We start from the raw sequence: 22834 nt of genomic DNA, 5'->3' as shown, positions 1-22834 counted from the left end.
CGTGCACCCCATCCCTGCGACACCCGAGGAAGTTGGAGACGGCGAGGACCGGCTGGTGGATGTCCACAGCCCCGAGGTGCCGCACTCCATCCGCACCCAGGTGCTGGCTATGGCCCAGCCCGGCGACCAGCTGTGGCGCTGCCCCCGCCTGTCGGCACCACGCGGGGTGCTGGGCATTCTGGGTGTGGGCCAGCGGGATGTGGTGATCGAGTGGTGGCTGCTGGACGCGCAGGGTGAACTGATCGAGGCGTTCTGGGAGGTCTGATCAAAGCGGTGACTGGATTTACAAATCCTGCGCCACCGGCGCCAGCTGCCCCAGCATGAAGGTGATGAACGGCGGCACACAGGGCAGGTGCCCGGCCACCGGTTGTGCGCGGCATTCAGTCAGGCTGACCAGGTCGCCCGCGCCGCGACTTTGCATCGCGCGCACGGTGCTGACCGAGCTGGCGTAGGGCACGGTGCGGTCATCGCGGCCGTGGTACAGGCGCACGGGCACATTGGGTTTCCAGTCGTAGACGTTGCTGGCGCTGGCCAGTGCCTGCACGTCGTCGGCCAGGAAGTGGTCGATGAAACGCGTGTCGTAGGCCACATCGGCATCGCCCGGGATCAGCGCGCGCAGCAGCAGGCGGCGCACCTCACGCTGCACGCTGCCGCCCAGGTAGCGCAGGAAGCCCGGGTTGATGAGCGCGCCGATCACCGGCTGTTCTTGCCGCACGAGGTCCACCAGGCCATCCATGGTGGTCTGCACGTTGTAAGGCCCCGCGCCCGGCACCACCATGCGCAGCTGCTGCAGGTGGGGCGATGCGCTTGCTTGCAGCGCGCGGTGTGTGGCCATGGTGACGTAGCCGCCTTCGGAGTAGCCGGTCAGAAAGAGCTGCCCGTTGTCCGCCACGTTGGCCTGGCTGCGCCAGGTGCGGGTGGCGGTCAGAAAATCCACCGTGGCGGCTGCGGACGGCGCCGCCAGCAGGTAGGGGTGGGGCGTGCCCTTGGAAGCGCCAAAGCCCACGTAGTCGGGCGCCAGCACGATATAGCCCAGCGATGCGAGCACCACCGCCACCTCGGACGCAACCGCGTTGTTGCTGGGCGCCTCGGCATCGCGAAAGAGGGTGCCATGCTGGTAACTGAGCACCGGGCTTTTGGCGCCCGCTGGCTTTTGCGGAACGCTGACCAGCCCCGAGGCGCGCACCTCTTTGCCGTCGGCATCGGTGGTGAGGTACTCGATCCGGTAAGAAGTGACGCTGTAGCGCGGCACCACGTCCTGGGCCAGCGACTCCTTGGCGGCCAGCGCTGCAGCGATATCAGCGGCCGGCACGGTGCCAAGCAAGGCGGCGGATTCGAGCTGGCCGGAACGCGCCGGTGCGGGAGGTGGCTCCGGAGTGTTGCCGCCATCGCCGGGGTCTTGCGCGCTGCCCCCGCCACAGGCCGCCAGCAATGCCACCAAGGCCAGCGCGCAGGCGCGGCGGGTTACAGACAAAATCAGTGGGTTCAACACGGCAAGGCCCCTCCAGGTGAAGCGGCGGATGATAGGAGCGACGGGCACACACTGCCTGGCCCGTAAGCAATAGCCCTTTACCCCCGGGGCGGCAGTTGCCTTGGCTGCCGCCGGAACTTCGGGTGAACGCAAAAGGTTGGGACCTGCCAATTCTTGAGTAAAAATGGCCTCCAGCGCTTATCCACCAAGCGTTGGTTGCTATCAATACAGGATACCGGCTACTGCACACGCGATGACTGGCCCGCACCCTGCCCAAGGGTGCCTTCCCACGCCGGACTAAACTCGCGGGTTACCCTCTTACAACGACCCCACTTCTTCCATGACGTATTGCGTCGCCATCAAACTCAACGCCGGGCTGGTTTTCCTGTCCGATTCGCGCACCAATGCCGGCCTGGACCAGATCAGCTCTTTCCGCAAGATGATGGTCTACGAGAAGGCGGGCGACCGCTTCATGGTGCTGCTGTCGGCAGGCAACCTGTCCATTTCACAGTCGGTGCGCGAAATCCTGCAGACCGAGCAGCTCAAGGACGGTGACTCGGGCGAGACGATCTCGATCTGGAACGCCAAGAGCATGTTCGACGCGGCCCGCGTGCTCGGTGCTGCGGTGCGCCATGTGCACGAACGCGACGGCGCAGCGCTCAAGCGCTCGGGCGTGGACTTCAATGTGTCCATGGTGTTCGGCGGCCAGATCAAGGGTGAAGGCATGCGCCTGTTCCAGGTGTATTCGGCCGGCAACTTCATCGAGGCCACGTCCGAGACACCGTACTTCCAGGTCGGCGAATCCAAATACGGCAAGCCCGTGCTCGACCGGGTGCTCACCCCCGAAACCCCGCTGGACGAAGCCGCCAAGTGCGCGCTGGTGTCCATGGACAGCACGCTCAAGTCCAACCTGTCGGTGGGCCTGCCGCTGGACCTGGTGGTGTACGAGGCCGACAGCTTCTCGACCTCCAAGGTGGTCTGCATCGACGAGAACAACCCCTACTTCCGCATGCTGCACGACAGCTGGGGCCAGAAGCTGCGCCAGGTGTTCGACAGCATCGAAGACCCGGCCTGGGGGGGTGGCGCCACCACCGTGCCCATCATGGTGAACCCGGCCCGCAGCAAGCCGCTCAAGAAGATCACCAACCACACCGACAAGCTCATCTGATTTCTCTGACGGCGGGGTTCGCCCTGCCCCGCCGGTATCCCCATGCTCCCCATCGTTTTCTCGCACGCCAACAGCTTCCCGGCCAGCACGTACCGCGTGCTCTTCCAGCACCTCAAGGCCCGGGGGATTGAGGTCAGCGCGGTGGAACGCTACGGCCACGACCCCAAGTACCCGGTGACCAACAACTGGCCCCATCTGGTGCAGCAGCTGGCAGACTTCGCCACGCCGCAGGTGGAGCGCCTGGGCCAGCCTGTATTTCTGGTGGGCCATTCGCTGGGCGGCTTTTTGAGCGTGATGGCCGCCGCCCGCCACCCCCACCTGGTGCGCGGTGTGCTGTTGATCGATTCGCCCCTGCTGGGCGGCTGGAAGGCCAACGCGGTCGATGTGGCCAAACGCACGCAGGTCGTGGGCTCCATCTCGCCGGGCAAGGTCAGCCGACAACGGCGCTTCAGCTGGGCCAGCAACGAAGAGGCGCTGGAACACTTTCGCAAGAAAAAGGCCTTTGCGCACTGGGACCCCGAAGTGCTGGGCGACTACATCACCCACGGCTTGGTGGACCACGACGGCAAGCGCGTGTTGGGCTTTGACCGCGCAGTGGAAACCGCCATCTACAACACGCTGCCGCACAACCTGGGACGGCTGCTCAGCACCCACCCCCTGCAGTGCCCGGCCGCCTTCATCGGCGGGCGCGATTCGGACGAGATGCGGCAGGTGGGCATGGCCATGACACTGCGCATCACCAAAGGCCGCACCATGATGCTGGACGGCAGCCATCTGTTTCCGATGGAGCAGCCCGTGGCCACGGCGGCGGCCATTGAGGCGGCGCTGCTCAATCTGGCGGCGCTGAACCCGGTCAAGCACTGACGACCCACCCGCAGTGTTGGGGGGCTGCGGGGTTTGGGGCGGCATAGCACCCAATACCTCCTGCAATGCCCCGAATAGCGCCGAAAAGCCCCGCCAAGACGGCCTTCGATCAGGGCAAACAAGGTTCGCCCGGAGTGGAGCAATCCCCTACACTGGGGGAGTTGTTACAGTGTGATACACCCCCATGCCCACCCTGCCTCACTTTGCCTCGCGATTGCCTGTGCTCAGCTATGTGCTGCTGGCCGTCTATCTGGTCATCCTCGCAGTCCGCACCCACAACGACACCACCATTGCCCTGGTGATTGCCTCGGTCGTGATGTTTGCCTGCTGCTGGGCCAGTGCCACCCATTTGCTGGGCGCGCGGCCAGCGCTGCAGTTTGTGCTGATTGCCGTGAGTTTTGGCTGGTTTGCCGAGCAGATGGGCTCCTCGCGCGGCTGGTTCTTTGGCCAGTACACCTACACCGACGTGCTGGGTCCCCGTCTGGGGGACGTGCCCCTGGTCATCCCGCTGATGTGGTTTTCGCTGACCTATGCGGGGTATGTGATCTGCAACCTCATCGTCTGGCAAAGCGCGGTGGACGGCGCGCGGGGCCTGGGCAATGCCGCCATGCTGTCATTTCTGGCAGCGATGATCGTCACGGCGTTTGATCTGGGCGCCGACCCTTACATGGTGTACACCCTCAAGGCCTGGATCATGACCAAGACCGATGGCGCATGGTTTGGGGAGACGGTGCAGGGGTTTTTTGGCTGGGTGTTCGTGTCCTTCGTCATCATCTTCGGTTTCCGCATGTCGGTTCGCAAACAGGCCCTGCAGCCATCCAGCCCGTTCTTGCGCCACCATGCCCTGGTTCCGCTGGTACTGTATGGGAGCAATATGGTGTTTCAGATGATCCTGGGCAATCCGGTGGAAATCCGCTCCATTGCGCCGTTTGCGATGGGCATCCCCTTGTTGTGCGCGCTGGCCGGGTACCAGCGCTGGGCAGCCCCCGCAAAGGCCAGCGTATGAACCAGAACACGTCACACTCCAACACCATCTCGGACGCCGAACTGGCGGGTATGCAGCACCACGCCGACCCCCTGGCCGACCAGACCATCGCCGACATCCTGGGCGACTGGCCCGCAGGGGACGTCGCGGTGGATGCGCCGCAATGGGCGCGCATCGACACCGTGAACCGCCTGTTCGGCCAATGGACGGACAACAAGAGCCTGGTGGGCTGGACCGCCCAAGGTGACGGGGTGGATGCAGCCATGGCCCGGGCACTGAACCACTACGTGCAGACCGCGCAAGCGCTGCCGTCCTGGGCCGATGCGAAAAAGATCGAGCGTGCCGAGAAGCTGTTCATGGAGCATGGGGCGCTGTCGTGCATCCTGCTGTTTTGCGCCAGCCTGCCCGAGTGTTATGTGATCCCCGACCTCTCCAGCGTGCTGCACACCTCGGGCCAGCTGGAGCAGAACGCCGAGTACCGCATCCGGTCCACGGCCGCGATGATCTTCCCCGTGATGCTGCACGGTGGCCTCAGCCAGCGCGGCGCGGGCGTGGCGCAGGTGCTCAAGGTGCGGCTGATCCACGCCACCATCCGCAACCTGATCCTGCACGGCAGCCCGCAAAGTGCCGTCAAACAGCTGCTGGCCGGGGGCAGCGGGCAGGTGGCACCACAAGCCCTGCCCAGCGGGGGCGGGCGTCAGGCCATGTTCCAGACGCTGTACGCCCGCGGCTGGAACCTGAAAGGCGATGGACTGCCCTGCAACCAGGAAGAGCTGGCCTACACCTTGCTAACGTTTGGCTATGTGTTTTTGCGCAGCTTGCGCCGCTTGGGGCTGAGGTTGCGCACGGCCGACGAAGAGGCCTACCTGCACGCCTGGAACGTGGTGGGCCACATCCTGGGCATCGACCGGGCCTTGATGGTGGACACCATGGACCAGGGCCAGGCCCTGATGGCGCGCATGCAGGCCCGGGGCCGCGCCGAACCCGTCACACCGGACCCCCGCCCTGCCCTGGGCCGGGCCTTGATGCAGACCATGGAGAACTCGCTGCCCTGGAACATTGTGAAACCCTTTCCCGAACTCATGACCCGCTACCTGTGCGGGCGCGACACGGCCAGCGACCTGGGCCTGACCCAGCCTGTTCCGTGGCCATCGGCGCTGCTGTTCTGGGGGGTGTTGCTGATCGCCCGTGCCATCGACACCGTGCTGCGCCTGGTGCTGCCCCGGTTCTCGATCGTGAGGACACTCACGCGCATCCTGGGCTACCACTTCATGAGCCGCGTGCTGATGAGCCAGACCCGCCCCCTCCAACTGCCCACCGAGTTGCTCAACCAGGTGGACGAGGTGGTGCACAGCTGGAGCGATGACCCCCACGCGCCGGGCTGGATCAACCGGATCGAAGACCGGCTGACAACGCGCGGCAGCTGGAGCGCGGGCCTGGCCGCCCAGGCCCCTGCCGCACACCCCGCCCAGGCGCAGCAACCCACATAGCCGTTGTTCCCACGCCAATGTCCCCGCTGGTCTGCGCCCTCCTGACGATCACCCGGCTTGGTCGTGCGCGCTGCGGCGTGGCGTCCAGCCTGCTTTGGCTGTTCGTCATCATGGCTCTGCCTGCGGGCGTGCACGCGAACGCGCCTCTGGTGCTGACGCAGGATCGGCCGCAGATGAATGCCTGGGAAGCCATCACGCTCAAGGCCGATCCCACATACCAGCTTTCGGTGCAGGACATGCTGGAACGCCTGAATGAGTTCGAGGCGCCTGCCCGGCGCGGTGGCTCGCTGGGTGTGCACAAGGCAGCCATGTGGCTGCACATTCCCATCGTCGCGCCCAAGACACCGCGCGCCCCCTGGATGGTGGATATCGGCTACAGCTCGCTGCAGGCCGAGATTTACCTGGTCCGTGGCGGCCGGGTGCTCCAGCAGATTCGCACCAGCCAGCGTGATCAGATGCAGCTATCCAGCCGCACGCCAGCGATGGCATTCGACCTGCAGGCCGGACAGGCTTACGACCTGCTGATACGGGTGCAAGCCACCGGACCACTGATCCTGCCCATCACGGTCGGCGAAATGCCCTACCAGATGCACCAGGCCCTGCGCGAGCAGATGTTGCAGGGTCTGCTCAACGGGCTGGCGTTGTGCCTGCTGGCGTACAGCCTGATCCAGTGGTTCACGCAGCGCGAGCACTTGTTCGGCTTTTATGCACTGGTGGTGCTGGGCAGCGCGGGTTTTTCGCTGCAGTTCTTCGGCATTGGCGACCAGTTTTTATGGCCGGGCAATCTGTGGATGAGCCGGTATGCAGGACTGGCCGCTGGGTTGATTGCCCTGGCGGGCTCGTTCCTGTTCCTGAGTGCCGCACTGGCAGACAACCCGCAAAGCCGGTACGCACGCGCCATGCGCGCAGGTGCAGCGATCACAGCAGCGGTCTGCGTTGCCGTCACGCTGGGCTGGCTGAGCATCGCCATCGCCATCGCCTTCATGAGTCTGGTAGGCCCCCTGCCTTCTCTCATCAGCGTGCCTGCTGCCATCACGCGGGTGCGGCAAAAAGACCCCATCGGCACCACCCTGCTGGCGGCCTGGATTGCCTACGGTGTGGCTGCCGCACTCATGGTGTGCCTGGTGCAGGGCTGGGTGCCCGCGAACTTCTGGACGCTGCACTCATTCCAGTTCGGCGCCACGCTGGACATGCTGCTGTTCTTGCGCGTCATGGGGCTGCGTGCCAAAGCCATGCGGATGAAAGCACAGGAGGCGCTGCGCGAGCGCGACATCATGCATTCGCTGGCGCACAGCGACCCACTGACAGGTCTGAGCAACCGGCGTGGGCTGCAGCATGCGCTGCAACTTGCGCTGTCTTCCAGCTCACCAAGCCACCTGGTCGCGGTGTATCTGATCGATCTGGACGGGTTCAAGCCCATCAATGACTCACATGGCCACGATGTGGGCGACGACCTGCTGGTGGCTGTGGGCCAGCGGCTGCAAGCCAGTGTCCGCCAGCAGACCGACCTGGTAGCAAGGCTGGGCGGGGATGAATTCATCGTCATGGCCTGCCATCTCGAAAGTCCGCACCATGCCGAAGAGCTGGGCCGATCCCTGCTGCACGCTTTCGATGCGCCGTTCTCCCTGGGCGACCTGAACCTGAAGGTGGGACTGACCATCGGCTATGCCCTGGCCCCCCTGGACAGCGACGACTCCCATGGGTTGATCCGTCTTGCCGATGCAGCCATGTATGCCGGCAAGCAAGGGGGCAAAAGCTCCATCCTGCGCAACAGTGGCGAACTGGCGCTTGCACCATGAAACAGGCCTCCTGCACCGTGGTGCCTTGCCTATACTGAACCAGCCCGACCATGCCCCGCCGTCACCCCATGCCGAACCGGCCCCGGCCCCACCACCTCCCTTGGCTGGCTTTGCTCTGGGCGTTGATGGTATGCCCCTGGGCGTGGGCAGGTAGCTCCCCCTTGCTGCTGAACGACGAGCGGGGAGCCATCGATGCATGGCCAGCCGTCACGCTACTGAGCGATCCCAGCCTTCAGCTTTCAGTGGAAGATGTACTGGCGCAGTCCGACAAGTTCGCCCCGCCCCCTAGCGTGGGCGCCACGTTGGGGGTGAGGCCCGATGCAGTCTGGCTGCGCATCCCGTTCGAAGTGGCCTCGACGTCTGACGCCCAGTGGATCCTGGATGTCAACCACTCCGACCTGAACCACATCGGCGTCTACCTCACGACCAGCGGCTATGTGGTCCAGCAAGCAACCCTGGGCAGCCTGCACCCTTACGCGCACCGTCCATTGCAAAGCCGATCCCACGCGCTCACGCTGAATCTGAGGCCCGGGTTGCAGTACGAACTGTTGGTGCGCATCCAGACCCGGGGAGCGATGATCCTGCCAATCTCGTTCTACAAGCCTGCAGCCATGCTCAGCAAGGCGGTCAACGAGCAAATGCTGCAGGGCGTATTGACCGGGCTGGCCCTGTGCCTGCTTGTGTACAGCGTGGGCCAGTGGCTGAGCCTGCGCGAGCCACTGTTCATCTACTACGCATTGCTCACATCCGGCAGCCTGCTGTTTTCGATGCACCTGTTCGGCGTGGGTCGGCAGTTCCTCTGGAGCGACAGCCTCTGGCATGAAGTCCACATGGGAGGGCTCTCTGCCTTGCTCGCCACCTGTGGTTCGTTCCTCTTCATCGGACAGGCCCTGTCGGAGCCCGACTCCAACAAACGCTTTCTGCGCTTCATGCGCTGTGGAGCGGCACTGTGTGTGCTCCTTGCACTGGCATACGGACTGGATGCCATCTCCACCCGCGCCATTGCAGCCATTGTGAGCATCCTGGGCCTTGTACCCGCCCTGATGGGCATACCCGGTGCGGCACGCCGTGCGATCCGGGGTGATGGGGTCGGCACCAGCCTGCTGCTGGCCTGGTTGGTCTACTTCATTGCGACCGCGATCGTCATCGGCGTCATCAACGGCTGGGTGCCGGTGAATTTCTGGACTTTGCATTCCTTCCAGTTTGGTGCAACGCTGGACATGCTGCTCTTCATGCGCGTGCTGGGCCTGCGCACCAAGGCATTGCGGCTGGAGGCGCTGGATGCCAACCGCGAGCGCGACGCGATGCACTCGCTGGCCCATACCGACCCCTTGACCGGCTTGCCCAATCGGCGTGGCCTGAGCATTGCCCTGGCCTCCGCCCTGCCCCACAGTGGCCCCAACAGCCTGCTGGCCGTGTACGTGATGGACCTCGATGGTTTCAAGCCCGTCAACGACCGGCACGGCCACGATGTGGGCGATGAACTGCTGATCGCCGTGACCCGTCGGCTGCAAGGCCATGTGCGCCAAAGTGACGTGGTAGCGCGCCTGGGCGGCGATGAATTTGTGGTGATGGCGGGCCACCTTGGCAGCAGCCAGCAAGCCCAGGAGCTGGGGCTCAAACTGCTGGAAGCTTTTCGCACCCCTTTCTCGCTGGGCGATCTACAGGTGGAAGTGGGATTGACCATCGGCTACGCGATTGCACCGGACGACAGCAACGATGCACTGGGCCTGCTGAAGCTGGCGGATGCGGCAATGTACAGCGGCAAGCAAGGGGGGAAATTCTGCCTTCGCCGCAACACCGGGGACCTGGCGCTGTCGTCGGCCTGAGCGCTACCAGTGCACACCGCACCCTGCGGCTGAGCCCCAAGGGCCATTCCGAACTGGTCAAACGGCCTGGCTTCCGTTAAACACGGGGCTTCGCGTTACCACCCAAGGATTGTTCACCATGGCCCATCGCAAAAGTCCCGCCCGCATTGCCAAAGACGCCCGAATTGCGCATTTTGAGTCGTTGGCTACACGCCAGGCCGCACCAAACGCACCGGGCGCAACCCTGACCTGGGACGCCGTGGCGGCGCTGGAGGCCAAGCTGGTGGGCCGCATCGTGCTGCCATCCAGCCCCGACTACAACGCTGCACGGCAAGAGTCCAACCCCGCGTTTCAGGCTTATCCCGAGATCATCGTCTACTGCGCCTGCGAACACGATGTGCTCGAATGCCTTGCCGTGGCCCGCACCTACAACCTGTGGGTGGCCGTGCGCTGCGGCGGGCACAGCACGGCAGGCTACTCCGTCAACAGCGGCATGGTGGTGGACCTGAGCGACCTGAAAGGCGTGGTGCTGGACCCACCCCGCGAGCGCGTGCATGTGCTGCCGGGCACCGATTTCGACCATTTCAACGGCGCGATGAACCACACCGGCTGGCATGTGCCCACGGGAGCGTGCGGCAGCGTGTGCGTGGGGGGCTTCGTGCAGGGTGGCGGCTACGGCTATACGTCGCGGGCCTTCGGCATCCAGAGCGATCTGGTGGAATCGTTCCGGGTGGCGCTTGCCAACGGCAGCATCGTCACGGCCAGCGCGCAGGAGAACCCGGGGCTCTACTGGGCCATGCGCGGTGGCACGGGCGGCAACTTTGGTGTGTTGCTGCAGGTCACCTACCGCATGCACCGGCTGGACCAGGTGTGGGCCTGGGCCATCAGCTGGGACGCCGCGCATGCCGCCGAAGTCCTGACAACGATGCAAGCCCACTACATGAAAACCGGCGCACCCGATGCCCTGGGCTACATGATGAACCTGGGCTACCAGAACAGTACGCCGGTCTACATGGTGCAAGGCATGTTCTGCGGCACGCGCGATGAGGGCATGAAGGCCATTGCACGCCTCATGGCGATACCGAGCGCACAGCTGCTGGTGGACAAGACGGGCACCTACCCCGACATGAACATCTGGCTGGAAGACCACCCCTACACCTTGCCAGACAACCTGCCCGACGGCGTGGCGGAAACCAAGGCCTGCGGCTACATCAGCACGCCGCTGTCAACAGCCGACTGGCAACGCATCATCGATTACTTCAAGACCTCGCCCAACCCCTGGTCGCTGGCTTATCTGGAACCCTATGGCGGCGCCATCAACCGCTATCCGGTGGCCGACAGCGCTTTCATCCACCGCCATGTGGATGCGGACCTCGTGGTGGACGTGTTCTGGACCAATGACACCGAGCGGGCCCAGATGGAAGCCTGGCTCGATGGGTTCATGAACCTGGTCAAACCCTTCCTGAACGGCCACGTGTACCAGAACTATCCCGACGCAAGCCTGCAGGACTTTGCCCAGGCCTATTGGGGCCCTGCATACCCGCAACTTCAGCAGATCAAGGCGCAGTACGACCCCGGGAATTTCTTCCACTTTCAGCAGAGCGTCCGGCTGCCACAGAAATAGGAATGCAGGTCCTGAGAGAAGCCCTCTGGGACAAGAGCCTCAGGGATGTCCTGCCTCACCCTCGCGAGTCAGTGGTAGTGCGGATCGGGAAGGGCCGCAAGGCGTCTTTTTGCAGCCAATAGCCCCGCTATTGGCAAAAAAAGCAACGCAGCGGACCGCCCGAGACCGCGCTATCACCGACCGCAGGGAGTTATGCAGGCCATCCCCTGCGCTCAGGAAGAGGCCGTTTCAGCGTAATGGAGCCGGCCTTTGCCCGCGCGTTTGGCTGAGTACATCGCCTGGTCGGCCCGATTCATCAGGGCGTCGATATCCCCCTCCAGTGGCGGATACACGGCCACGCCAATGCTGGCGCCGATGAAAAGGTCACGCCCTTCCACAACCATGGGCTGGTGCAATGCCTCGATGATGCGGTGGCCGATGGTGTCGGTCACGTCGCGGGTGACATCTCGGTCGAGCATGACCAGGAATTCGTCGCCACCCAGGCGTGCCATGGTGTCGCCCGCACGCACCGTGCTGGCAATGCGTTGGGCCACAATGCGCAGCACTTCGTCACCTGCGCGATGGCCTTCGGCGTCGTTCACCCCCTTGAACCCATCGAGGTCGATGAACAGCAAGGCCACAGACCCGGCATTGCATCGCGCCTGCGTCAGGGACTGCTCCAGACGGCTCTGAAAAGCCGCACGATTGAGCAGGCCCGTGAGTGAATCGTGGTTGGCCAAATAGTGCTGCTGGCGGGCGATCTGGATCTTGGCCGAGACATCCTGGACCAGCGCCATGATCGATGTGACCTGCCCCTGGGCGTCGGTCAGTGCGGAGTTGAACCACTCGCAATGCACTTCGCTACCGTCCTCCCGCACAAAGCAGGTCTCCGCGCGGTTCTGGGACTCCTGCCCCGTCTGCAGGCGCTGTAGCGCACTCTGAAGCCCGTCGTCCTGAAGTGAGGGGTCCACCAGTTCCGTCAGCAACCGCCCCTCCAGCCCCGCCACCTGCAGCCAGCCCATGAGCTGCACAGCGCGCTGCGAACAGTGCAGGAGCCTGAGGTTATGGTCCATCTCCAGCACCGCAAGCGGGCTGTTTTCCATGTGCGAGGAAAGCCGCTGGTTGGCTGCGCGCAGCGCATTCATGGTGACCTGCAGTTCATGAACGTCGAGCGCCGTGGTGATGAAGCCGTCCACCAGCCCCTGCCGGTTGTGCCAGGGGGTCAGGCAGATGGTGCGCCATTCATCAATGCCATACGGTGTGCGCAGAAGGCGCTGGTACTGCACCCGCTCGCCCTGCAGCACACGCTCGACGAAGGGCATGAATCGGGCGCAGTCGCTCTCACCATACACCTCGACAAGGGTTTTTCCCACCAACTGCTGGGGCACGGCGCCGAACCAGCGGGCGTATTCCTCGTTGACATAGATCATGGCCAGACTGCGGTCGATCACGGCCATGGTGGCACCCGCGCTGCGGGTGATCAGATCCAGCAATTCAGCCTTGGACCAGGAATCCTGATGGACGGCTGTGGGGGGCTGCGACAACTCAGGCTCGTCTTGCATCATGCGGCGATAGCCCCGGCGGGGAGATGGTCATCGACAGGGGGGCGATCCAACGCTGCACCTCCTTCGCGGTGGCCGCTTTGCATCGCCCTGCTACAGGTAACAGTGTGTCAGCACCAGCTTATCACTTTCGGCCAATGGAGCCCCCGCAGGCTCCACGGGCCTTCGCAAAAGGCCAGCTCCCGCACGGTGTTGCACGCTAGTCCACTGAAACCTAGAAATCGGCTGTGTGCCGAGGTGGAAGCGGGTGCAGCGCAAGGCGCGGGCCTTGCCAAGGCTGGCCGCCTTGGCAAGGCCCGCAACGCAGCGATGCTGCCTGCTGCCACCCCGGCCCGAAGGGTGAGGGCCTGGCAGGGCCGCCCTCGTCGTTGCCGTGCTCGCCGGGTATGCAACCCGCCTGCGCCCGCCGCCTAGAGTGCGGCCCTGCCAGACCCTCACGCACAGCCGATTTCTCGGTTTCAGTGGACTAACGGCAGCAGCGGTATGCCAGGCCGACGGACACGGAATACCCTGTGGGCTCGACGGTGAGCGGGCTGCGGCGGGCGTCGCCCTTGAGCTGCGATACACGCGCCGCACCCAGAATCACCCAGTGGCGATTGATGGCAGACATGACCTCCACACCGGCATCCACGCTGTACAGGCCTGCGCCCGGATCAAAGGCAGGCAAGGCCCTGGAACCACCCGCAGGCACGCCAAAATGACCACGCAGATAGGTGCGATCCCCAAAGCTCGCGCCTGCGCCGAAAGTGACTTTGGTCTGCTCGGTCACGGGCCAGGTATAGCCCACGCTGGTGGACAACTGCGCGCCGCCGTCGCGCCCCAGAATGTCCTGCGAAAGCCCGGCGCCCACAGACCACCGTGGCGTCAGCGCATACCCAGCGCTCACCCGCGCGCGCAGCGTGGACCGGACCGAGGGCAGCCCCACCAGGATCGGTGCGTCCGAGCCGTCACGGCCTTTGTCGATGCGCAGCGAGGCGCTCAGGTTGAATTGATCTCCCTGCGCCAGCGTGGCGCTGGCACCCGATTCGCGCGGACCCAGCCCATGTCCCATGAAGGCGCTGCCACGCGAGGTACTGAGCCTGAAGCGTCCATATTCGATGGCCCATGCGGGCCGCAAGCTGTTCTTGCGCCCATCACCGCCCGCGTAGTCCGGGCTGGAGCCCACGATGGCGCCCAGCGCGTAGTTGAACAACGGTTTGGGCGGCTCTTCGGCTGCAGGCGCATCCGCTGCGTGCGCCGCCGGCCAGGAGCACAGGCAGGCCAGCAACGAAGCACAAGAAACCAGGGGTGCAATGGGGGCAAAACGGCTCATGGGTGGATTATCAGTCCGCCCACTGCACCCATCCAGTCCATGCTGTCACCAGAACAACGATGCCAAACACGATGCGGTAGTACGCAAACGGTACAAAGCTATGGGTACTGATGTAGCGCAACAACCAGCGCACACACAGCCAGGCGCTCAGGAACGAAAAGACCAGCCCGGTGATGAACATGGGCAGATCGGCCACCGACAGCAGCGCGCGCTCCTTGTACAGGCTGTACACCCCCGCGCCAATGAGCGTGGGAATGGCCAGAAAGAACGAAAAATCGGTGGCTGCTTTGCGCGACAGGCCCAGCAGCATGCCCCCGATGATGGTGGAGCCGCTGCGGCTGGTGCCCGGCACCATGGCGAGACACTGCACCAGGCCCACCTTGAGGGCGTCCAGCGGCGTCATGTCATCCACCGACTGGATGCGGGTGGCCGCAGGAGATCGGCGCTCTGCCCACAAAATGATGAAGCCCCCAATGATGAAGGTGCTGGCCACCACCACAGGGGTAAACAGATGGGCCTTGATGGCTTTGCCAAACAACAGGCCCAGCACCACAGCGGGCAAAAACCCGATGAGCACATTGAGTACAAACCGCTGCGCCTGCCGCTGCGTGGGCAAGGCCACCAGCGTGGCGCGGATCTTCTGCCAATACACCAGGATCACCGCAAAGATGGCACCGGTCTGGATGGCAATGTCAAACACCTTGGCCTTGGCATCATCAAATCCCAGCAGAGAGCCCGCCAGGATCAGGTGCCCCGTGGAAGAAATGGGCAGGAACTCCGTCAGGCCTTCGACCACGCCCATGATGGCAGCCTTGACCAGCAATACAACGTCCACGCACACTCCTTGAGAAAATTTGAATCAAACAAGGCTCTACCGCTTATCTATCAAGCGCTAGCAGCTATCAAAACAGGAGTATATGCCGAGCAGCCCCGCGCAGCCTTCAGGCGGGGGGCTGCCACGGCGCCTGCCACCCGCCCCCCAGCGCCTGCACCAGCGCCACCACGGCCAGTTGGCGGTTGACCTGCAGCTGCAGCAGGGCGCGCTGGGCAGACAGCGCTGATACTTGCGCGGTCACCACCTCGGTGTAGCCCACCTGGCCTTCGCGATAGCGGTTGAGCTGCTGCTGCGCCGTGCGTTCGGCGGCCGATACGGCCTCGCGCCGCAGGGGCTCCTGTTCTCGCAGGGTGCGCAGCACGGTGAGCTGGTCTTCCACGCTCTGGAAGGCCGTCAGCACGGTCTGGCGGTAGACGGCCACACGGGCATCGCGTGCAGCCTGCGCCTCCTCCACGCGGGCGGCGGTGGCACCTGCATCAAACACAGTCTGTGCAATGGACAGCCCCAGCGACCACACAGTGCCCGACGCCTTGAACAGATCCGCCACGCTGCTGCCACCGCTGCCGAGGGTGGCGCCCAGGCTCAGGCTGGGAAAGTACGCGGCGCGCTGGATGCCGATCTGCGCGTTGGCAGCGGCCACGGCCCGCTCTGCCGACGCGATGTCGGGGCGGCGCTGCAGCAGGGTTGAGGGGACGCCTGGTGGCACCTCGGGCACTTGGACCACCCACGGCGCACTGGGCACGACAAAGTCGGAGGGCGCCTGCCCCGTCAGCACCGCCAGCGCGTGCTCGAACCGCGCCCGGTTCTGGCGCGCGGTGGCCAGGTCGGCCCGCGCGTTTGCCAGCTGGGTCTGCGCCTGCAGCACGTCGGTCTGGGCCACCACTCCGGCGGAATAACGATTCCTGGCGATCTGCAGGCTGCGCTCGTAGCCCTCCACCGTGGCCTGCAGCAGCCCGATTTCCGCATCAGCCTCGCGCAGCTGGAAATAGGCGGAGGCCAGGCTGCCCACGGCGGACAGGCGGGCCGACGCAAGGTCGGCCTCGCTGGCTTGCGCACTGGCCTGGGCATTGTTGACGCCGCTTTCGAGCCGCCCCCAGAGGTCCGGGGCCCAGTCCACCCCCAACGAGGCTTGGGTCGTGGTGCCGGACCGGCTGGCGCCCTCGCCACCCGAACGCGTGGCACCGCCCGACAGGCTGACGGAAGGCAGCAGCCCCGCGCGCTGCTGCCGCACCACGGCCTGCGCCTGGGCATAGGCAGCCACTGCTGCGGCAATGTTCTGGTTGGATAGCTGCACCTGCTCCGCCAGCCGGTTCAGCTCGGCGTCTCCGAACAGCTCCCACCAGGGTCCACGGTCCAGCGCGTCGGCAGGCGCGGCTGGCGCCCAGGTGGCGCCCGCCTCCTTGAACGTGGCCGGCACTGGCATCTCGGGGCGCTGGTACGGCGGAGTGACGGAGCAGGCAGACAGCAGCGTCAGCGCGAGCCCGAGGCTGGCCAAGCGTGCGGCGCGTACACCCGGTGCGAGGGGGATGATGGGACGGGTCATGGTGCGCAATCAGACAGCGGCACCGGGGGCTCCGGCGCGGCTCAGTTGTTGTTCGTTGGGTGCGGGCTTGCGCAGCTTGTCGAGCAGCACATAGACCACCGGCGTCGTCAGCAAAGTGAGCAACTGGCTCGCAATGAGCCCGCCGATGATCGCCACGCCCAGCGGCTGGCGCAGCTCCGAGCCCTGCCCGAAGCCGATGGCCAGCGGCAGTGCACCCAGTGCAGCAGCCATCGTGGTCATCAGGATGGGGCGAAACCGCAGCAGGCAGGCTTCGCGCACGGCCTCCAGAGCCGTGAGCCCGCGCGCGCGCTCGGCGTCCAGCGCAAAGTCGATGATCATGATCGCGTTCTTCTTGACGATGCCGATCAGCAGGAACACGCCGATGAGCGCAATGATGGTGAACTGCATGTTGAACAGCAGCAGCGCCAGCACGGCGCCCACCCCCGCCGACGGCAGCGTGGTCAGCACCGTGATCGGGTGGATCAGGCTTTCATACAGAACACCCAGCACGATGTAGATCACCACGATGGCGGTGAGGATCAGGAACAGCTGTTGCCCCTGCGACTGCTGGGCGCTGAGCGCCGTGCCCTGGAAGCTGCCGCGCACGTTGGTGGGCATGGCAATGTCGGCCTCGGCCTGCTCGATGACCTGGCGCGCCTGCGCCAGCGAGGTTCCGGGGTCGATGTTGAACGAGATGGTAGTGGCCAGCTCGCCATCCTGGTGGCTGATGGACGTGGGTGAGGCCCGCTCCACCACGCGCGCCACGGCGCTCAGCGGCACCATGGTCGATGCCGCAGTGCTGATGACATTGCCCGTGGACGCACCGCGCTGGCCCGGGTTGGCGGCCGTACCCGTGGCACCGGTCGGGTTGCTGGCCACGTAGATATCTTTCAGGGCCGGCGGGCCCCGGGTGTACTCCGGCGCCCACTCCATGATGACGGCGTACTGGTTGAGTTCGCCATAGATCGTGGCCACCGAACGCTGGCCGAAGGCGTTGTACAGCGCATTGTCGATGGCCGAGGCGCTCACGCCCAGGCGCGAAGCGCTGTCGCGGTCCACCTCCACATAGGTCTCCACGCCGTTTTCCGCCTGGTCGGTGTCCACGTCCTTGAGCAGGCTTTCGTCCTTGAGCCGGTCGGCCAGCTTGCCCGCCCATTGCTTGAGGTCCGCCATGTTGTCGCTCTTGAGCGTGTACTGGTAGGTGGAGTTGCTGGAGCGCCCGCCCATGCGCAGGTCCTGCACGGGGTTCAGAAACACCCTGAGGCCGGTGATCTGGTTGAGCTGCGGCCGCAGCCGCGCAATGACGGACGGTGTGCTGTCCGTGCGCTGCTTCAAAGGCTTGAGGTTCACAAACATGAACCCACCCCCGGCCCGGCTGCCACCCGAGAAGCCGACGACGGTGTCCACCGCTGGGTCCTTGCGGATGATCTCCACGGCCTGGCGTAGCTTGCGCGCCAGGGCTTCGGACGAAATGCTCTGGTCGGCCCTGAGGCCCGCGTTGAGCTGGCCGTTGTCCTGCTCGGGGAAGTACCCTTTGGGGATCTTCGCGAACAAGTACACGTTGAGCCCGATCACCGCCAGCAGGATGAGCACCACCAGGCCTTTGCTGGCCAGGGCCCAGTCCAGGCTGTGTCCATACCCGCGCAGCACGCCCTGGTAGCCACGCTCTGCCCACCGCGCCAGGCGCGACGGGGGCTTGTCGCTGGCCGGGTCGTGCGCCCGCAGCAGCCACGCACACATCATGGGCGTGGTGGTGAGCGAGATCACCAGCGAAATCATCACCGCCGCTGACAACGTGATGGCGAATTCGCGGAACAGCCGCCCCACCTGGCCCTCCATGAACAGCAGCGGAATGAACACCGCCACCAGCGACAGGCTGATGGACAGCACGGTGAAGCCCACCTCCCGCGCACCCTGCAGCGCGGCCTGCATGCGGTCCATGCCGGCCTCGATGTGGCGCATGGTGTTTTCCAGCACCACGATGGCATCGTCCACCACAAAACCTGTGGCCACGGTCAGCGCCATCAGGCTCAGGTTGTTCAGGCTGAAGCCCAGGAAGTACATCACGCCGAAGGTTCCCAGCAGCGACACCACAGTGGCCACCGCCGGGATCACCGTGGCCCGCGCCTTGCGCAGGAAGAGGCCCACCACCAGCACCACGAGGGCAATGGAGACCATCAGGGTCAGCTCGATTTCATGCAGGGACGAACGGATGGAGTTGGTGCTGTCCGACGCCACGGCCACCTGGATGTCCTGCGGCAGCTGGGCCTGCAGGTCGGGCAACAGCGCGCGCACGGCATCCACCGTTTCGATGATGTTGGCACCCGGCTGGCGCGTGACCAGCACGATGATGGCGGGATCGCCGTTGAACAGCCCCACGGTGCGGCGGTTTTCCACCCCGTCCACCACGCGCGCCACATCCCCCAGCCGCACGGCGGCATTGTTGCGCCAGGCGACGATGAGCGATTCGTACTCTGCCGCCTTGCGCGCGGGCGATGGCGTGTAGATCTGCAGGCGGCGCCCGTCGCCTTCGATGGCGCCCTTGGGACGGTTGGCGTTGGAGGCCTGGATGGCAGCGCGCACGTCTTCGGTGCTGATGCCGTAGCGGTTGAGCGCAAAGGGCAGCAGCTCCACCCGCACGGCGGGCAGCGAGCCGCCGCCAATCTCCACCTCGCCCACACCGTCCACCTGCGACAGGCGCTGGCTCACCACGTTGGAGACGGCATCGTAGATCTCACCCGGCGTGCGCGTCTTGGAGGTCAGCGCCAGAATGATGACGGGTGATGCCGCCGAGTTGCGCTTGCGGTACGTGGGGTTGCTGCGCAGCGTGGCGGGCAGGTCGGCCCGCGCCGCGTTGATGGCGGCCTGCACCTCGCGCGCAGCCGCGTCGATATTGCGGTTCAGGTCGAACTGCAGGCTCACGCGCGCCGATCCGTTGGAGCTGGTCGAGGTCATTTCGTTGACCCCGGCAATCACCCCCAGCCGCCGCTCCAGAGGGGTGGCCACGCTGGTGGCCATGGTTTCGGGGCTGGCGCCCGCCAGGCTGGCCGAGACCGAAATGGCCGGATAGTCCACCTGCGGCAAAGGCGATACGGGCAGCACAAAAAATGCGGCGATCCCCGCCAGGGCCACGCCAATGGTCAGCAGCACGGTGGCGACCGGCCGCTCGACGAAGGGGCGCGAGAGATTCACGACACCTCCCCGGCCTGGACCGGCGCCGCCGCCGTGCCCCGGCCCGTCCAGCGGCGGCCCAGCCGGTCAAACGCCAGATAGATCACCGGCGTGGTGAAAAGGGTGAGCATCTGGCTCAGGATCAGGCCGCCAAAAATCGCCAGCCCCAGGGGCCGGCGCAGTTCCGCGCCCTCGCCCCAGCCCAGCATCAGCGGCAGCGCGGCAAACAGCGCCGCCAGCGTGGTCATGAGGATGGGGCGAAAACGCAGCAGCGCGGCCTGGTGGATGGCCTGCTGCGGCCCCATGCCCTGGTGGCGCTCGGCGTCGATGGCGAAGTCGATCATCATGATCGCGTTCTTCTTGACGATGCCGATCAGCAGGATGATGCCGATGATGCCGATCACCCCCAGGTCGTTGCCCGACACCATGAGCGCCAGCAGCGCCCCCACCCCGGCGGAAGGCAGGGTGGAGAGGATCGTGACCGGGTGGATATAGCTCTCGTACAGCACGCCGAGCACGATGTACACGCACACCATGGCCGCCAGAATGAGCCACAGCTGGCTCGACAACGATTTTTCATACGCCCCCGCGGCCCCCAGGAACTCCATCGACAAGCCCTGCGGCATGCCGATTTCCTTCGCGGCAGCGCGGATGGCGTCCACCGCACTGCCCAAGGACACGCCCTCGGCCTTGTCAAACCCCAGCGTTGCCGCCGGGTACTGGGCCACGCGCGTGATCTGCAGCGGCGCCAGTTGCTCGCGGATGGTGGCCACAGCCGCCAGCGGCGTGGGCGTGCCGGAGCCTGTGCGCAGCTGCAAGGTGCCCAGAGCCTCGGGCGTGTTCATGCCTTCCTGCTGGGCTTCCAGGATCACGCGGTACTGGTTGGTCTCGGTGAAAATGGTGGACACGATGCGCTGGCCAAACGCGCTGTAGAGCGTGTCGTCCACGCTGCTGGCCGTGACCGACAGGCGGGATGCCGTGTTGCGGTCAATGTCCACAAAGGCCGACAGGCCCTGCGCGCCCGCATCGGTCGTGGCGTTGCGCACCTTGGGCTCGCGCTGCAGTCGCTCGGCGAGCTTGCGGGTCCAGTCGTTGACCTGCGCGGCATCCACACCGCCAATCGACACGCGGTACTCGGTGGGGCCGGTTTCCGCATCGATCGTCAGATCCTGCGTGGGCTGCAGGTATAGCGTGACACCCGCCACCGACCGCACACGCTCGCGCAGCCGCTGCATGATGGCTTCCTGCCCGTCGCGGTCAGGCTTGAGATTGATCAGCATGCGCCCGGCGTTGAGCATGGTGTTGTTGGCCGCATCCACACCCACAAACGAGCTGAGCGACAACACGTCGGGGTCTTGCAAGATGGCGCGTACGGCGGCTTGCTGGAGTTCACTCATGCGGGCGTACGAGACATCCTGCGACGCCTCGACGCGCGCCTGCAGTTGCCCGGTGTCCTGCGTGGGAAAAAGCCCCTTCGGGATGACCACATACAAGAGCGCCGTGAGGGCCAGCGTCATCACCGCCACCACCAGAGTGGCGCCCTGGTGGCGCAGCACCCACTGCAGCCAGCGGTCATAGCCGCCAATCACCCGCTCGAAACCCCGGTTGATACGGCCCGCCACGCCCTTCGGGCCCCCAGCGGGCTCGGCGCGCAGCCAGCGCGCAGCCATCATGGGCACGAGGGTGAGCGACACCACGCCCGAGATGAGAATGGTGATGGCCAGCGTGACCGCGAACTCGCGAAAGAGCCGCCCGACCACATCGCTCATGAAGAGCAGCGGGATCAGCACCGCGATCAGCGACACCGTGAGCGAGATGATGGTGAAGCCAATCTGCGTCGCGCCCTTGAGCGCCGCCTGGAACGGCGGCTCGCCCTCCTCCAGGTAGCGCGCGATGTTCTCGATCATCACGATGGCATCGTCCACCACAAAGCCGGTGGCAATCGTCAGCGCCATCAGGCTCAGGTTGTTGAGGCTGTAGCCCAGCAGGTACATCACGCCGCAGGTGCCAATGAGCGAAATGGGCACGGCCAGGCTGGCAATCACCGTGGCGCGCAGGCTGTGCAGAAAGAAGAAGATCACCAGCACCACCATGAGCACGGCCAGCACCAGTTCCAGTTCCACATGGTGGACCGAGCCCCGGATGCCCGTGGTGCGGTCCGACAGCACCTGCACCTTGAGCGATGCGGGCAGGCCCGCCTGCAGCTCGGGCAACAGCTTCTTGATGTTGTCCACCGTGGCGATCACGTTGGCGCCCGGCTGGCGCTGCACGTTGAGGATGATCGCTGGAGTGATGGAAGCCCCCACGCTCCCCACTTCGTGTGGTTCGCTGCCCCCCGGGGGGGCGCTCGCTTGCTTGGGGCGGCCCGGCGCCGCGCTCTGGAGGTCGTTGACCCCCGCCCACGCGCCCAGCCGGTTGTTCTCCGCACTCTCCACCACACGCGCCACCTCCAGCATGCGCACCGGCGCGCCGTTGCGCCACGACACGATGAGGTTCTTGTAGTCGTCCACCGTCAGCAACTGGTCGTTGGCATTGATGGTGTACGAGCGCTGCGGGCCGTCAAAGCTGCCCTTGGCACTGTTGGCGTTGGCCGACGTGATGGCCGTGCGCAGGGTATCGAGGCCAATGCCGTACGACGCCAGCGCCTTGGTGTCGGCCTGGATGCGCACGGCAGGCCGCTGCCCACCCGCCAGCGACACCAGCCCCACACCGGAAACCTGGCTGATCTTCTGCGCCAGGCGCGTGTTCACCAGGTTCTGCACTTCGGTGAGCGGCAGCGTGTCAGAGCTGATGGCCAGCGTGAGCACCGGCGCGTCGGCAGGGTTCACCTTGGCGTACACCGGGGGTGCGGGCAGGTCTGCGGGCAGCAGCGAATTGCCCGCGTTGATGGCCGCCTGCACCTCCTGCTCGGCCACATCCAGCGCCAGCCCCAGGCCAAACTGCAGCGTGATGATGGACACCCCCGAGGCGCTGGTGGACGCCATGCGCGTGAGCCCGGGCATCTGGCCAAACTGGCGCTCCAGCGGCGCACTCACCGTGCGGCTCATGACCTCGGGGCTGGCACCCGGGTACAAGGTCTGCACCTGGATGGTGGGGTAATCCACCTCGGGCAAGGCCGACAGCGGCAGAAAGCGGAAACCCACCAGCCCTGCCAGCACGATGGCAATCATCAGCAGCGCAGTGGCCACGGGCCTTTCAATGAATGGACGTGAAGGACTCATGT

Annotated in this window: 15 protein-coding genes; 8 read left to right on the top strand and 7 right to left on the bottom strand. The window is 65.3% G+C overall.

Annotated elements, in window-relative coordinates:
- Position 1: 1 nt before the first annotated feature.
- Entirely contained in the window at positions 2-265 is a 264-nt protein-coding gene (locus ACT89O_RS07750; protein ID WP_409860738.1) for a hypothetical protein, read from the top strand.
- A gap of 18 nt (positions 266-283) precedes the next feature.
- On the opposite strand, the gene ACT89O_RS07745 is transcribed toward ACT89O_RS07750, so the two are convergent.
- Positions 284-1492 (bottom strand): alpha/beta hydrolase family protein, encoded by a 1209-nt coding sequence (locus ACT89O_RS07745; protein WP_487262272.1) that lies wholly within the window; start codon positions 1490-1492, stop codon positions 284-286.
- A 319-nt stretch (positions 1493-1811) separates the two neighbouring features.
- Here ACT89O_RS07745 and ACT89O_RS07740 point away from each other — a divergent pair, with 319 nt between their 5' ends.
- From ACT89O_RS07740 to ACT89O_RS07710, 7 genes are all read left to right on the top strand, one after another.
- Entirely contained in the window at positions 1812-2639 is an 828-nt protein-coding gene (locus tag ACT89O_RS07740) for a proteasome-type protease (RefSeq protein ID WP_010459683.1), read from the top strand.
- 42 nt (positions 2640-2681) lie between these two features.
- Complete coding sequence (locus tag ACT89O_RS07735; protein ID WP_055397361.1) at positions 2682-3503, top strand: alpha/beta fold hydrolase; 822 nt, start codon at positions 2682-2684, stop codon at positions 3501-3503.
- 184 nt (positions 3504-3687) lie between these two features.
- A complete protein-coding gene (locus ACT89O_RS07730) occupies positions 3688-4509 on the top strand; it encodes a carotenoid biosynthesis protein (RefSeq protein WP_487262271.1) in 822 nt (273 codons plus the stop codon).
- Positions 4506-5978, top strand: a complete 1473-nt coding sequence (locus ACT89O_RS07725) for an oxygenase MpaB family protein (protein WP_228900054.1) — start codon at positions 4506-4508, stop codon at positions 5976-5978. The genes ACT89O_RS07730 and ACT89O_RS07725 overlap by 4 nt, the downstream gene beginning before the upstream one ends.
- Positions 5979-5995: 17 nt before the next feature.
- Positions 5996-7777 (top strand): diguanylate cyclase domain-containing protein, encoded by a 1782-nt coding sequence (locus ACT89O_RS07720; RefSeq protein WP_487262270.1) that lies wholly within the window; start codon positions 5996-5998, stop codon positions 7775-7777.
- A 161-nt stretch (positions 7778-7938) separates the two neighbouring features.
- A complete protein-coding gene (locus tag ACT89O_RS07715; RefSeq protein ID WP_487262269.1) occupies positions 7939-9606 on the top strand; it encodes a diguanylate cyclase domain-containing protein in 1668 nt (555 codons plus the stop codon).
- 118 nt (positions 9607-9724) lie between these two features.
- Positions 9725-11209 (top strand): FAD-binding oxidoreductase, encoded by a 1485-nt coding sequence (locus ACT89O_RS07710; RefSeq protein ID WP_487262268.1) that lies wholly within the window; start codon positions 9725-9727, stop codon positions 11207-11209.
- Positions 11210-11421: 212 nt separating this feature from the next.
- Here the strand turns inward: ACT89O_RS07710 and ACT89O_RS07705 are convergent, their stop codons facing one another.
- From ACT89O_RS07705 to ACT89O_RS07680, 6 genes are all read right to left on the bottom strand, one after another.
- Positions 11422-12753, bottom strand: coding sequence for a diguanylate cyclase domain-containing protein (locus ACT89O_RS07705; protein ID WP_121507145.1), 1332 nt, complete (start codon positions 12751-12753; stop codon positions 11422-11424).
- Positions 12754-13216: 463 nt separating this feature from the next.
- Positions 13217-14062 carry a MipA/OmpV family protein gene (locus tag ACT89O_RS07700; protein ID WP_487262267.1) on the bottom strand — a complete coding sequence of 282 codons (846 nt, stop codon included), beginning with the start codon at positions 14060-14062 and terminating at the stop codon, positions 13217-13219.
- Between the two features lie 10 nt (positions 14063-14072).
- Complete coding sequence (locus ACT89O_RS07695; protein WP_121422620.1) at positions 14073-14897, bottom strand: undecaprenyl-diphosphate phosphatase; 825 nt, start codon at positions 14895-14897, stop codon at positions 14073-14075.
- A gap of 106 nt (positions 14898-15003) precedes the next feature.
- The gene (locus tag ACT89O_RS07690; protein ID WP_487262266.1) at positions 15004-16440 is read right to left on the bottom strand and encodes an efflux transporter outer membrane subunit; all 1437 of its coding nucleotides are present in this window, start codon (positions 16438-16440) and stop codon (positions 15004-15006) included.
- Positions 16441-16449: 9 nt separating this feature from the next.
- Complete coding sequence (locus tag ACT89O_RS07685; RefSeq protein WP_487262265.1) at positions 16450-19632, bottom strand: efflux RND transporter permease subunit; 3183 nt, start codon at positions 19630-19632, stop codon at positions 16450-16452.
- The gene (locus ACT89O_RS07680; RefSeq protein ID WP_121507148.1) at positions 19629-22832 is read right to left on the bottom strand and encodes an efflux RND transporter permease subunit; all 3204 of its coding nucleotides are present in this window, start codon (positions 22830-22832) and stop codon (positions 19629-19631) included. The genes ACT89O_RS07685 and ACT89O_RS07680 overlap by 4 nt, the downstream gene beginning before the upstream one ends.
- Positions 22833-22834 lie beyond the last annotated feature (2 nt).

The organism is Acidovorax sp. NN32, from assembly GCF_057597245.1.
The sequence above is the reverse complement of the archived record's forward strand: the minus strand, read 5'-3'. Positions and strand labels throughout refer to the sequence as shown.